At 62.3% G+C, this 13,426-nt stretch carries 7 protein-coding genes, 2 tRNA genes and 3 rRNA genes; all 12 read right to left on the bottom strand.

The window, feature by feature from the left end; all coding sequences use genetic code 11:
• Positions 1-450: 450 nt before the first annotated feature.
• Positions 451-564, bottom strand: a 5S ribosomal RNA gene (gene rrf / locus P2869_RS22615).
• A gap of 144 nt (positions 565-708) precedes the next feature.
• A 23S ribosomal RNA gene (locus P2869_RS22610) occupies positions 709-3,589 on the bottom strand.
• A gap of 292 nt (positions 3,590-3,881) precedes the next feature.
• Positions 3,882-3,957, bottom strand: a tRNA-Ala gene (locus P2869_RS22605).
• 40 nt (positions 3,958-3,997) lie between these two features.
• Positions 3,998-4,074: transfer RNA gene (locus P2869_RS22600), tRNA-Ile, on the bottom strand.
• Positions 4,075-4,137: 63 nt separating this feature from the next.
• A 16S ribosomal RNA gene (locus P2869_RS22595) occupies positions 4,138-5,668 on the bottom strand.
• Together the 16S, 23S and 5S rRNA genes with 2 tRNA genes alongside form the textbook arrangement of a ribosomal RNA operon.
• 549 nt (positions 5,669-6,217) lie before the next feature.
• Positions 6,218-6,787, bottom strand: a complete 570-nt coding sequence (locus P2869_RS22590; RefSeq protein ID WP_277599625.1) for a phosphonate degradation HD-domain oxygenase — start codon at positions 6,785-6,787, stop codon at positions 6,218-6,220.
• Positions 6,788-6,793: 6 nt separating this feature from the next.
• Positions 6,794-8,275: a phosphonoacetaldehyde dehydrogenase gene (phnY, locus tag P2869_RS22585; protein ID WP_277599624.1), complete on the bottom strand. Its 1,482-nt coding sequence runs from the start codon at positions 8,273-8,275 to the stop codon at positions 6,794-6,796.
• Positions 8,272-9,558: a phosphonoacetate hydrolase gene (gene phnA / locus P2869_RS22580; protein WP_277599623.1), complete on the bottom strand. Its 1,287-nt coding sequence runs from the start codon at positions 9,556-9,558 to the stop codon at positions 8,272-8,274. Before phnA ends, phnY begins: the two co-directional genes overlap by 4 nt.
• A gap of 73 nt (positions 9,559-9,631) precedes the next feature.
• Positions 9,632-10,369, bottom strand: coding sequence for a phosphonate utilization associated transcriptional regulator (locus P2869_RS22575; RefSeq protein ID WP_277599621.1), 738 nt, complete (start codon positions 10,367-10,369; stop codon positions 9,632-9,634).
• 84 nt (positions 10,370-10,453) lie between these two features.
• Positions 10,454-11,350: a 2-aminoethylphosphonate ABC transport system, membrane component PhnV gene (phnV, locus tag P2869_RS22570; protein ID WP_277599824.1), complete on the bottom strand. Its 897-nt coding sequence runs from the start codon at positions 11,348-11,350 to the stop codon at positions 10,454-10,456.
• Positions 11,351-11,354: 4 nt separating this feature from the next.
• A complete protein-coding gene (locus P2869_RS22565; protein ID WP_277599620.1) occupies positions 11,355-12,317 on the bottom strand; it encodes a 2-aminoethylphosphonate ABC transporter permease subunit in 963 nt (320 codons plus the stop codon).
• Complete coding sequence (phnT, locus tag P2869_RS22560; RefSeq protein ID WP_277599823.1) at positions 12,295-13,326, bottom strand: 2-aminoethylphosphonate ABC transport system ATP-binding subunit PhnT; 1,032 nt, start codon at positions 13,324-13,326, stop codon at positions 12,295-12,297. Before phnT ends, P2869_RS22565 begins: the two co-directional genes overlap by 23 nt.
• Between the last annotated feature and the right edge of the window lie 100 nt (positions 13,327-13,426).

Raw genomic sequence — 13,426 nt, 5'->3', positions numbered from 1 at the left:
AGAGCTGCTCAGCGAGCACGGGTTCGGTAACGCTTCGTTTTATACGTTCGGCGGGAGTTCGGCGGGCTGGATGTGTTGGAGGCGCGCCAGAGGATCTAGGGGCAGGGGAACGCGCGGCCGAAGAATCTGGGGGCAGACACGATAGTACATGTGGATGCGTTGCAAGTGGTGGCTAAAGGGAAGCCTGAGCCCGCGAGCCAAATGCAAAGCAACGAGGGGCGACTCCGGAGCGTCGCCCTGCCGTTTTCAGCAGCAGTGTCTGGAGCGGAACATCGGCCAACACTAAACGCTCATGGCGCATTTCAGGAACTGGCTTAAGTGTGGACTTTGCTGGAAGCTGTCGTGGCGAATACCGGAGGCCTGTCGGGCTGCCAGTGGGGATTGAGGGAAGCACGCGCGCAAAGCAGAAGACCCCGCCACATGGGTGGCGGGGTCTTTGCTGGGTAAGGAGCCTGACGATTACCTACTTTCACACGGGCAATCCGCACTATCATCGGCGTGGAGTCGTTTCACGGTCCTGTTCGGGATGGGAAGGGGTGGGACCGACTCGCTATGGTCATCAGGCATGACGGGTTGCTGCGTCGCGTGGGCGGGGCCGGTATGAGGCCCGGCTGCGGCGCAGCCAATCGGGAAGCAGCGTATGTAACTGTGGGGTTGTGACTGGGCACAACGCGCAACTGTAGCGGTGTGCTGAAACACACCGGTTATAGGATCAAGCCTTACGGGCAATTAGTACCGGTTAGCTTAACGCATTACTGCGCTTCCACACCCGGCCTATCAACGTCCTGGTCTTGAACGACCCTTCAAGGGGCTCGAAGCCCCGGGGAAGTCTCATCTTGAGGCGAGTTTCCCGCTTAGATGCTTTCAGCGGTTATCTCTTCCGAACATAGCTACCCGGCGATGCCACTGGCGTGACAACCGGTACACCAGAGGTTCGTCCACTCCGGTCCTCTCGTACTAGGAGCAGGCCCCCTCAAACTTCCAGCGCCCACGGCAGATAGGGACCAAACTGTCTCACGACGTTTTAAACCCAGCTCACGTACCTCTTTAAATGGCGAACAGCCATACCCTTGGGACCGGCTACAGCCCCAGGATGAGATGAGCCGACATCGAGGTGCCAAACACCGCCGTCGATATGAACTCTTGGGCGGTATCAGCCTGTTATCCCCAGAGTACCTTTTATCCGTTGAGCGATGGCCCTTCCATACAGAACCACCGGATCACTATGACCTGCTTTCGCACCTGCTCGACTTGTCGGTCTCGCAGTCAAGCACGCTTATGCCATTGCACTATCAGCACGATTTCCGACCGTACCTAGCGTACCTTCGTACTCCTCCGTTACGCTTTGGGAGGAGACCGCCCCAGTCAAACTGCCTGCCATGCACTGTCCCCGATCCGGATTCACGGACCTGGGTTAGAACCTCAAACAAGCCAGGGTGGTATTTCAAGGTTGGCTCCACGCAGACTGGCGTCCACGCTTCACAGCCTCCCACCTATCCTACACAGACCGGTTCAAAGTCCAATGCAAAGCTGCAGTAAAGGTTCATGGGGTCTTTCCGTCTAGCCGCGGGTAGATTGCATCATCACAAACACTTCAACTTCGCTGAGTCTCGGGAGGAGACAGTGTGGCCATCGTTACGCCATTCGTGCAGGTCGGAACTTACCCGACAAGGAATTTCGCTACCTTAGGACCGTTATAGTTACGGCCGCCGTTTACCGGGACTTCAATCAAGAGCTTGCACCCCATCATTTAATCTTCCGGCACCGGGCAGGCGTCACACCCTATACGTCCACTTTCGTGTTTGCAGAGTGCTGTGTTTTTATTAAACAGTCGCAGCCACCAGTTTATTGCAACCCCTTCACCCTTCCGGCGCAGGCCGGTCAAGCTACCAGGGCGTACCTTATCCCGAAGTTACGGTACCAGTTTGCCGAGTTCCTTCTCCCGAGTTCTCTCAAGCGCCTTAGAATACTCATCTCGCCCACCTGTGTCGGTTTGCGGTACGGTCAACGTGAAACTGAAGCTTAGAGGCTTTTCCTGGAACCCCTTCCAGTTGCTTCGCAGCCGAGGCCGCTCGCGCCACACCCTTGAATTGCGTGCCCGGATTTGCCAGGGCACCTTCTCCAATGCAGCGACCGGGACTTCCAACACCCGGACAACCTTCCGCGATCCGTCCCCCCATCGCATTTCACGCCGGTGCAGGAATCTTGACCTGCTTCCCATCAGCTACGCATTTCTGCCTCGCCTTAGGGGCCGACTCACCCTACGCCGATGAACGTTGCGTAGGAAACCTTGGGCTTACGGCGAGGGGGCCTTTCACCCCCTTTATCGCTACTCATGTCAGCATTCGCACTTCCGATACCTCCAGCACACCTTCCGGTGCACCTTCGCAGGCTTACGGAACGCTCTCCTACCATGCGAGCAAGCTCGCATCCGCAGCTTCGGTACATGGCTTAGCCCCGTTACATCTTCCGCGCAGGACGACTCGATCAGTGAGCTATTACGCTTTCTTTAAAGGGTGGCTGCTTCTAAGCCAACCTCCTGACTGTTTTAGCCTTCCCACTTCGTTTCCCACTTAGCCATGTTTGGGGACCTTAGCTGGCGGTCTGGGTTGTTTCCCTCTTGACACCGGACGTTAGCACCCGATGTCTGTCTCCCGTGATTGCACTCTTCGGTATTCGGAGTTTGCTATGGCGAGGTAATCCGCAATGGACCCCTCAACCATGACAGTGCTCTACCCCCGAAGGTGATACACGAGGCACTACCTAAATAGTTTTCGGAGAGAACCAGCTATTTCCAGGTTTGTTTAGCCTTTCACCCCTATCCACAGCTCATCCCCTGACTTTTCAACGTCAGTGGGTTCGGCCCTCCAGTACGTGTTACCGCACCTTCAGCCTGGCCATGGATAGATCACCTGGTTTCGGGTCTACACCCAGCGACTGGACGCCCTGTTCGGACTCGCTTTCGCTACGCCTGCCCTATACGGTTAAGCTCGCCACTGAATGTAAGTCGCTGACCCATTATACAAAAGGTACGCCGTCACCCCTTTCGAGGCTCCGACTGTTTGTATGCATGCGGTTTCAGGATCTGTTTCACTCCCCTCCCGGGGTTCTTTTCGCCTTTCCCTCACGGTACTGGTTCACTATCGGTCGATCACGAGTATTTAGCCTTGGAGGATGGTCCCCCCATCTTCAGACAGGATTTCACGTGTCCCGCCCTACTTGTCGTACACCCAGTTCTTCCAACCTGTTTTCGCCTACGGGGCTATCACCCGCTATGGCCGCACTTTCCAGAGCGTTTGGCTAACAGTTCAGATAAAGAGTACAGGCTGCTCCCATTTCGCTCGCCACTACTCTGGGAATCTCGGTTGATTTCTTTTCCTGCGGCTACTTAGATGTTTCAGTTCGCCGCGTTCGCTTCACATGGCCTATGTATTCAGCCACGGATACTCCAGAAGGAGTGGGTTTCCCCATTCGGACATCTCCGGATCAAAGCTTGTTTGCCAGCTCCCCGGAGCTTTTCGCAGGCTACCGCGTCCTTCATCGCCTGTGATCGCCAAGGCATCCACCACATGCACTTGTTCGCTTGACCCTATAACGGGTGTGTCTCTTCCCACACAGGGAACAGACCTCGACCGCTACAGGTTGAGTTTTAGCGTTGTGCCGTATTCCAATGCCATCCTTCGATGGCCCTGAGATACTTTCGATACAATCACAACCCTGACTGACCTACTCACGCCCATCTCACAAGGCGCTTTCGCATCAGTCAAATTACTGCTGCTTCCTGATTGTTAAAGAACGACAGCGGCATCAACCTCATGCCGTCTGGCTGGCAGTCGCCAGGGCGCAGTACCCGTGTCTCACCGACACTGCGCGCTGGGGACTGGTGGAGGCAGACGGGATCGAACCGACGACCCCCTGCTTGCAAAGCAGGTGCTCTCCCAGCTGAGCTATGCCCCCTCACCGACTCCTGCAGGGGACTGCCCGTCACAGACAAAGTTGGTGGGTCTGGTTGGATTCGAACCAACGACCCCCGCCTTATCAAGACGGTGCTCTAACCGACTGAGCTACAGACCCCTGAGTCTGTCATTCATACAGCCGACAAGTGTGAGCGCTCTGACTTTGGACGCGCTGCTCTGGAAAGGAGGTGATCCAGCCGCACCTTCCGATACGGCTACCTTGTTACGACTTCACCCCAGTCATGAATCCTGCCGTGGTGACCGTCCTCCTTGCGGTTAGACTAGCCACTTCTGGCAAAACCCACTCCCATGGTGTGACGGGCGGTGTGTACAAGACCCGGGAACGTATTCACCGCGGCATGCTGATCCGCGATTACTAGCGATTCCAGCTTCATGCAGTCGAGTTGCAGACTGCAATCCGGACTACGATCGGTTTTCTGGGATTGGCTCCACCTCGCGGCTTCGCAACCCTCTGTTCCGACCATTGTATGACGTGTGAAGCCCTACCCATAAGGGCCATGAGGACTTGACGTCATCCCCACCTTCCTCCGGTTTGTCACCGGCAGTCTCCCCGGAGTGCTCTTGCGTAGCAACTGGGGACAAGGGTTGCGCTCGTTGCGGGACTTAACCCAACATCTCACGACACGAGCTGACGACAGCCATGCAGCACCTGTGTTACGGCTCCCTTTCGGGCACCCCCGGCTCTCACCAGGGTTCCGTACATGTCAAGGGTAGGTAAGGTTTTTCGCGTTGCATCGAATTAATCCACATCATCCACCGCTTGTGCGGGTCCCCGTCAATTCCTTTGAGTTTTAATCTTGCGACCGTACTCCCCAGGCGGTCAACTTCACGCGTTAGCTACGTTACTAAGGAAATGAATCCCCAACAACCAGTTGACATCGTTTAGGGCGTGGACTACCAGGGTATCTAATCCTGTTTGCTCCCCACGCTTTCGTGCATGAGCGTCAGTATTGGCCCAGGGGGCTGCCTTCGCCATCGGTGTTCCTCCACATCTCTACGCATTTCACTGCTACACGTGGAATTCCACCCCCCTCTGCCATACTCCAGCGCTGCAGTCACCAATGCAGTTCCCAGGTTAAGCCCGGGGATTTCACATCGGTCTTACAGCACCGCCTGCGCACGCTTTACGCCCAGTAATTCCGATTAACGCTCGCACCCTACGTATTACCGCGGCTGCTGGCACGTAGTTAGCCGGTGCTTATTCTTCCGGTACCGTCATCCACCAGGGGTATTGGCCCCGATGATTTCTTTCCGGACAAAAGTGCTTTACAACCCGAAGGCCTTCTTCACACACGCGGCATTGCTGGATCAGGGTTGCCCCCATTGTCCAAAATTCCCCACTGCTGCCTCCCGTAGGAGTCTGGGCCGTGTCTCAGTCCCAGTGTGGCTGGTCGTCCTCTCAGACCAGCTACGGATCGTCGGCTTGGTAGGCCTTTACCCCACCAACTACCTAATCCGCCATCGGCCGCCCCTTGAGCGCGAGGCCCGAAGGTCCCCCGCTTTCCTCCTCAGAGCGTATGCGGTATTAATCCGGCTTTCGCCGGGCTATCCCCCACTCCAGGATACGTTCCGATGTATTACTCACCCGTTCGCCACTCGCCGCCAGGCCGAAGCCCGCGCTGCCGTCCGACTTGCATGTGTAAGGCATGCCGCCAGCGTTCAATCTGAGCCAGGATCAAACTCTTCAGTTCAAACCTGTTACTGTCTCTGTCCGTCTCCGGACAGGTCGCTCAACTCGGTACTGACAGGTCGTGAATTGCTTCACTTCCTATTCCTTACCGTGTGAGACTCTTGATACCTTTGCTTGCCCGGCAACACAACGTCACCGGGGCACGCCGCCATCAAGCGCCCACACTTATCGGCTGTAAGTTTTTAAAGATCGTTCGCACCGTCACCAGAGTCACTTCCCTCCAGCACCGCCTGCGTCGCTGCATCAGCAGCAGAGAAACGAGATTATGAAGACTTCCGGGTCAGCCGTCAACAGGTTTTTTACCGCTTCCCAACCCGCCAACTTCACCACCATCGCCCGGAATGCCACGCCACGCGGGCCTTCCCGTCTCTCCGCGCCCCGCTTCCCGGAGCGCGAAAGAGCGAGATTCTAGTCACCTCCCGCGCCCGTGGCAAGCAGTTTTTTAGGCTCTTGCCGACGAACTAAAAGAAGCCTCAAGAACGCGGTGCTCGTACCGCAATCGAAGCAATCGGGCGTCATCCGAAGCCGGTTGCGCAAAAAGCTCTAACGTTCACTGCGAAACTACATCTCCGTGCCGGTCCATCACGCGCCGCACTATCTCAAGGAAGTGTTCGATATCGGGCGTGGCCCTGTTCCGCTCCTTCGCCAGATCGTCCCAGTGGCGCAGCCGCACCGCGTCCTGAGCGAACGGCTTGCGCAAAAACGCTTCGACGCCCTCTTCGTCGAACACGCCGCCCTGCAATTGCAGGCTCCGCCTGGAATCGGCCGACAGGCGATCGAAGTACGTTCGATCGCTCGCACACAGATACCGCTTCGCATCCACATGCAGCCGAATGGGCTCCAGCACGCTATCGGGCAGCACCGGCCGCAGGAACGGCAGCACGAAGTACTGATGCACGTCGTCGATGCCGCGCGCCGTCGGCGTTTCGCCCTGCTGGTTCAACAGATGCCCGAGGTCGTGCAGGAACGCCGCAGTGATCAGTTCCTCGCTCGCGCCTTCCTGCTCCGCCAGCGCACCACTCTGCAGTGCATGTTCGAGCTGGCTCACCGGTTCACCGCTATAGGACATGCTCCCGTACTGCTCGAACAGCGTACGGACGTCGTCAACATTCAATGCCACGTCTTCCTACTCCCAAGGTAACGAAAACGTCTTCAGATTCGTGAAGCTCTTCATCGCTTCCTGCACGCCTTCCTTGTATCCGAGCCCCGAGTCCTTGATGCCGCCGAACGGCGTGAGTTCGATGCGGTACCCCGGCACTTCCCACACGTTCACAGTGCCCACGCGCAGTTCGTTGATGAACCGCACGATCGCGTCCTGCCGGTTCGTACACACTCCCGCGGACAACCCAAACGCCGTCCCGTTGCTGAGCCGGATGGCGTCGTCGATGGTGTCAAACGTAATAACAGGCGACACGGGCCCGAACGTCTCCTCGCGCACGAGCGTCATGCTCGGATCGACACGATCGAGCACCGTCGGCGCATAGAGCGCGCCCTCTCGCCGGTTGCCGGTGAGCAGTCGCGCACCCTGTGCCACGGCTTCGTCGACGCGTACCTCGAAGCACTTCGCCGCCGCTTCGTCGATCACGGTGCCCATCTGGCTGGATGGATCGAACGGATCGCCATACGTCCATTCGCGCGTCTTCTCGACCACAAGCTCGGTGAAACGCTCGGCCACGTTGCGCTGTACGAGCATTCGCTTCACAGCCGTGCAGCGCTGCCCCGAGTTCTTATACGAGCCCTGTACGGCCAGCGTCGCCGCCCGTTCGAGGTCGGCGTCGTCGAGCACGATCAGCGGATCGTTGCCGCCCAGCTCCAGCACCGTGCGCCGGTAGCCCGCCTTCGACGCGATGTACTTGCCGATCGCCACGCCGCCCGTGAACGTCACCAGTTCCGCGAGCGGATGCGTGATCAGTTCGTCGGCGATCTCGCGTGGATCGCCGGTCAGCACCTGCAGCATCGGGGGAGGCAACCCCGCTTCGTAGAGCAGATCGGCAAACCACAGCGCCGAGAGCGGCACCTTTTCCGAAGGCTTCAGCAGCACGCGATTGTTCGTCGCGACCGCGGGCGCCACCTTGTGCGCGACCTGGTTCATCGGATGGTTGAACGGCGTGATCGCGACAATGACGCCCGCGAGCGGCTCGCGCTGCGTGAACACGCGGCGCGACTTGCCGTGCGGGGTGAGGTCGCACGAGAAGCTCTGGCCGTCGTCGCGCAGCGCCTCGATGGAGGCGAACTTCAGCACGTCGGCCACGCGTCCTGTCTCGTAACGCGAGTCCTGCTTCGAGAGACCCGATTCGAGCGAGATCAGATCCGACGCTTCCTCGGCGCGCTCGCGCAGCAGCATGCCCGCACGTTCCAGAATCTGCGAGCGCTCATAGCGCGTCAGCTTTGCCTGATACGCGCCTGCGTAGTCGAACGCAGCCCGCACGTCGTCGACGCTCGCAAGCGGCACCGTGCCGACGCGCATCCCGCTGTACGGATCGAACACGTCGAGCGTGCGTTCGCGCGCCACGCGCGCGCCGGCGAGCCGCAGCGTCTCGGCGCGAAAGGCCGGATGAGCCGGATGAGCCGGATGATCGCGTCGCACCTCGTTCGCCACCTTGTTCACGACACCTCCACGTGATTCAGCGCCAGGTCGAAGACGTCGAAGTTGCGCAGCCGCCGGCCGCCGTAAAGGCGCTCGATACCCTCGATGCGCCGGTTGAACACGAGCGGCACGGTCTGTTCGGAGAGGCCGCCGTGCGAGCGCAGCGGCACCGTGAGCCCCGAGAGGTCGTGCTCTTCGCGCCGCGTGCCGAGCACGACGTCCTGCCGGCTAATCACGACGACGTCGCCGACGCGATCGCGCGGCAACTCGAAGCGCTCGCACGCCGCCGCGTTGTCGAGCACAAGCTCGATGCCATCGATCGAACGCATGCGCGCCATCACCTCGGCCGCATTCGCCTGTGCCGGCAGATACACCGTCGCAAACGACCCCAACGCGCCGTGATGCACCACATACGGGTCGGTGATCGGCAGGATCACGCGTGATGCGCGCGCGCCGAGCCACGCATCGAGCACGTCCTGCAGATAGATCACGTTCGGCTCGCCGCTCGCCCGGTCGTGCTTCGCGTTCATGCCGTGATCAGCCGTGAGGCCAATGGTCCAGCCGAGCGCATCGAGCGTCGCAAGATAGCCGTCCATCATCGCGTAGAACGCGTTCGCGCCGTCGCTGCCCGGGGCGCACTTGTGCTGCACGTAGTCGGTCGTCGAGAGATACATGAGGTCGGCCTGCCCGCTCTGCGCGAGCCGCACGCCTGCCGCGAACACGAATTCGGAGAGCTCGGCGCTGTACACGTCGGGCACCGGCCGGCCGACGAATTCCAGCACGTGCTCGATGCCGTTTTCTTCCAGCGTGGCCGCGTCGGCCTTTTCCGCCGAGAAGCAGATGCCTTCGAGCTGCCAGCCCAAAAGACGGCGCAGTTTGTCCTTCGCGGTCACGACAGCCACACGCGCACCCGCACGGGCCGCCGCAGCGAGAATCGTCCCGGCGCGCAGATAGGCCGGGTCGTTCATCATCACCTCGGCGCCCTTGCCGCCGTTCGCCTGCGGGTCCCAAAAGTAGTTGCCGCAGATGCCGTGCACCGACGGCGGCACCCCGCACACGATCGAAAGGTTGTTGGGGTTCGTGAACGACGGAATCACACAGTCGCCCTTCGCCGCCGTCCCCTCTCTCAGCATGCGGCCGATGAAAGGCGCCGCGCCGGCCGCGACCGCGGCTTCCAGATAGTCGTACTCGCAGCCGTCGACGCAGATCACCGCCACTGGCTTCGACGCCAGTTGCCCGACGCGATAGACGCGGCCATTCACCGCGACGTCGCCGCCGATGCTGCGCGCGGATGTGTCCTGCACGTTCGTATTTCCTTGCACGCTCGTTTCCCCTGCTCGCAATCCACTTCACCCGCCAGGCTCTGGCCCCGGGCTATCACATTCGACCCATTCCACCGCGGCCCGCGACGCCTGCGTTCCGCACCTGCCCCTCGCACGCCTCATGCGCCCGGCGCCGCCCGCCCTCGACATGCGCGCGCATCAACGCCGCGGCACGTTCGGCATCGCGCGAGGCGAGCGCTGTCAAGATCTCGCGATGTTCCGCGAGCGACTGTTCCATCGCATCGGCCCGCACGGCGAGCGCTGCGCGGCGAAACAGGCTCAGCTCGCCCACGAGACGCCGATACGTTTCATACAGCTTCGCGTTGCCCGCGCCCGCAACGATGGCATCGTGAAACGCCACATTGGCGCGCGCATAGGCGTCGTGATCGTGCACATCGAGCGCCTCGCGCATCGTCTCGACGCAACGGCGCAGGCGCTCGACCTGCGCGGCATCGACGCGGTCCGCCAACATCCGGCACGCCGCCTCTTCGAGCACGACGCGCACGGCGTAAATCTCGTCGGCCTCGCCAAGCGAGACGGTGCGCACGAACACGCCGCGATTCTTCTCGGTGCGCACGAGCCCCGCCTGCTCCAGCGCCCGGAAGGCTTCCCGAACCGGACCGCGCGATACGCCGAGGCGCGCCGCCCAGTCCGCTTCGGTGAGCTTCTCGCCTGGTGCGAGCGCCTTCTGCACGATGTGCCGCTCGATTTCGTCGCGCACGAGCGCCGTGAGCGAATGCCTGCGCACCACCTCGATGACGTCGACGGAATCGGATTGCATATTTTCAGTCATTTCGACACATTTTGCCACCTTCGCACGTGCGACCCAGGCACGGCAGCCGCCTCGGCGCCGGTGGAGAAAAAACACACACCAGCATCAATCCATGCGGCGACGCGGCGCGCGCGCGGCAATCAGCAACAACGCCGCGAGCGAGGCCAACAAAAGAATCAGCGAGAGCGCCGACGCCGGCAGGTAGTAGCCGCGCTCCACCTGGCCCACCACGACGATCGGCACCGTCGCGAATCCCGGCGGATAAACCGTGAGCGTCGCGCCCAGTTCGCCCAGCGAAAGCGCGAAACCGAGCGCGAGACTCGCGCGGATAGCCGGCACCAGCTGCGGCAGCACCACGCGGCGCAGCACCATCGAAGGCGGCGCACCGAGGCTTGCCGCCGCCTCCCTCAGCACGGTGAGTTCCGGCCGCAGCGCGGCCGCCGCACAGCGATAACAAAACGGCAGCACCAGCGCGAGCTGCACTAGCACGACGATCGCCGCCGAACTCGACAGATCGACCGGCGCCTTGTGATACGCGATCAGCACCGCGAGCCCGAGCACGACGCTCGGCACGCCGTTGGGCATCATGGCGACGGTGTCGAGCACCGCGCCCAGACCGCGCCGGTCGCGGCCTTCGAGCGCCAGCGCGAGCCACAGCCCGAGCGCCGTACCCAGCACCGATACACCGAAGCCGATCTCGAGGCTCGTCATCACCGCATCGAAATCGCTCGACGAAAGACGCTCGAACCAGCGCGTACTGAAGCCGTCGGGGAGGATCGTGCCGGACCAGTGCGCGGCGACGCTCGAGAGCGCCACCACGATCACGGGCAGCACGAAAAGCCAGAAGCACAGCAGCCCGGCGAGCGCGAGCAGCGCGCCGCCCGCGATGCGCGCGGGCAGGCTGCGCTGCACGGCGCGCGCGCGTCCGTGCAGCGGCGGCAGCGCGGCGGGCGCCAAGGAGGCCGGCCCCGGGGTCGGCAAGGCGGAGTCCACGCGGCTCATGCGCTCACTTTCCATCGCCGGCTCCTCCCAGCTTGCGTCGGTTCACGCGCCGGTACAGCGCGTAGAGCGACAGCGACATCGCGAGCATCACGACCGCACCGGCGGCGGCCATCGGCAGGTCGAGATCCACGGTCGCGGAACTGTAGATGGCGACCGGCAGCGTCACGAGATGCGCGCTGCCCAGCACGAGCAGAATGCCGAACTCGTTGAGCGTGAGCAGGAAGCAGAGAATGGTGCCCGCCGCGATGCCGGGCCACGCGAGCGGCAGCACCACGCGCGCGGCCACCATCCAGCCGTTCGCGCCGAGACTGCGAGCCGCCTCGACGAGCCGCATGTCGAGCAGCGCGAACGACGCCAGCGTCGGACGCACCACGAACGGCGAATAGAACACGACCTCGGCCAGAATCACGCCGCCAATGCCGAACAGGAAATCGAACGACGCGGAATCCAGATGCAGCAGCCGTTGCAGCCCGATGCTCACGGAGCCCTGCGAGCCATACAAAAAGATCAGCGTGAAGGCGACGAGAAACGACGGGAATGCCACGAAGAGTTCCAGGAAGCGCGTCACGAGCCGCGCGCCCGGGAACGGCTTGAAGAACAGGATGGCCGCGAGCGCCACCCCCAGCACCGAGGCAATGCTCGCGCTCGCGAACAGCACCCATAACGTCGTGCCCACCACCCCGCGCGACTCCGGATTCTGGAAGAACGCGGCATAGGCGTGCAGGCTCAGGCCGTGCGGCCCCGTGAGACTCAGCAGCACGAGCCGCACGAGCGGATAGATCACGAGCGGCCCCAGCACGATCACGGCCAGCAACAGCAGATGCCCTTGCGCCAGCCGCTCGCGACGCCGCACCGCCGCTGCATGCGAGGCGGCCATCGCGGCCCGGCGGTTGCTGGCGGCGTCGACCGCGTTGGCCACGTCGGCCGAACCCGCGGCACCCGCTTCAGGATTGAACAAGGACGACATCGTCTGCCTCGTAACGCAGTGACACGCGCGCGCCGCGTTCCGGTGTCATGCCCACGCCGCGCTGGGCCGTCACGAGCACCGGTTCGGCCGGCCACGCGTCCAGCGCGACGGAAACCGAAAGCACCGGCCCATACCATTCGACGGACGCAATCGTGCCGTGCAACTGCCCTTCGCCAAGCGGCACGATGCGCAGGCTCTCGGGACGCAGGCACGCAAGACGGTCGCGCTCGACGTAACGCGCGTCGCCCAATGCAAAAGCCACGTGCGGCGGCAGCAGATTGGCCGGCCCCAGGTAGCGCGCGACGTAGGCGTCGTTGGGCGTGTCGTAGAGCGCCTGCGGCGTGCCGAGCTGCGCGATGCGGCCATCGCGCATGAGCAGCGTGCGGTCGGACAGCACGAGCGCGTCGTCCTGGTCGTGCGTCACGCAGACGATCGTGAGATTCGGCAGGCGCTCGTGCAGCGCCTTGAGTTCGGAGCGCACCGAGGCGCGCAGGTTCGCATCGAGCGCCGACAGCGGCTCGTCGAGCAGCAGCACGTCGGGCTCGATCACGAGCGCACGCGCGAGCGCCACGCGCTGCTGCATGCCGCCCGAGAGCTGCGCGGGCATCACGTGACCCGCATCGCCGAGCTGCACGAGCTTGAGCGCATCGGCCACGCGCCGCGCAATTTCCTTCGACGCAATGCGCCGCGCCCGCAAGCCGAACGCGACGTTTTCGAACACCGAGAGATGCGGAAACAGCGCATAGCTCTGGAACAGCAGCCCCAGATTGCGACGATGCGGCGGCACGTGCGTCAGATCGTGACCCGCCACCGTGAGCGTGCCCGTCAGGCCATCCGCTTCGATGAAGCCCGCGATGAAGCGCAGCAACGTCGTCTTGCCGCAGCCGCTGCGGCCCAGCACCGTGAGCAGTTCGCCGCGCTCGATGGTGAGCGACAGGTCGTCCAGCACCGTGCGCGAGCCGAAGCGCACCGTGAGATGTTCGATCTCCACACCCGCCGCGCCAACCACCCCGCCTGACTGCGCGCCAGCGGCGGGCCGGGCCGCCGCCGCAGGCACATCGAGGCCCGCTTCGCCCGCCAGCGGCGACGCGGCCACAGCCGCCGTAGCG

Source organism: Paraburkholderia sp. SUR17, assembly GCF_029536165.1.
Lineage (GTDB): Bacteria > Pseudomonadota > Gammaproteobacteria > Burkholderiales > Burkholderiaceae > Paraburkholderia > Paraburkholderia kururiensis.
Note: the sequence above shows the minus strand (reverse complement) of the source record. Positions and strands in the feature narration are given on the sequence as shown.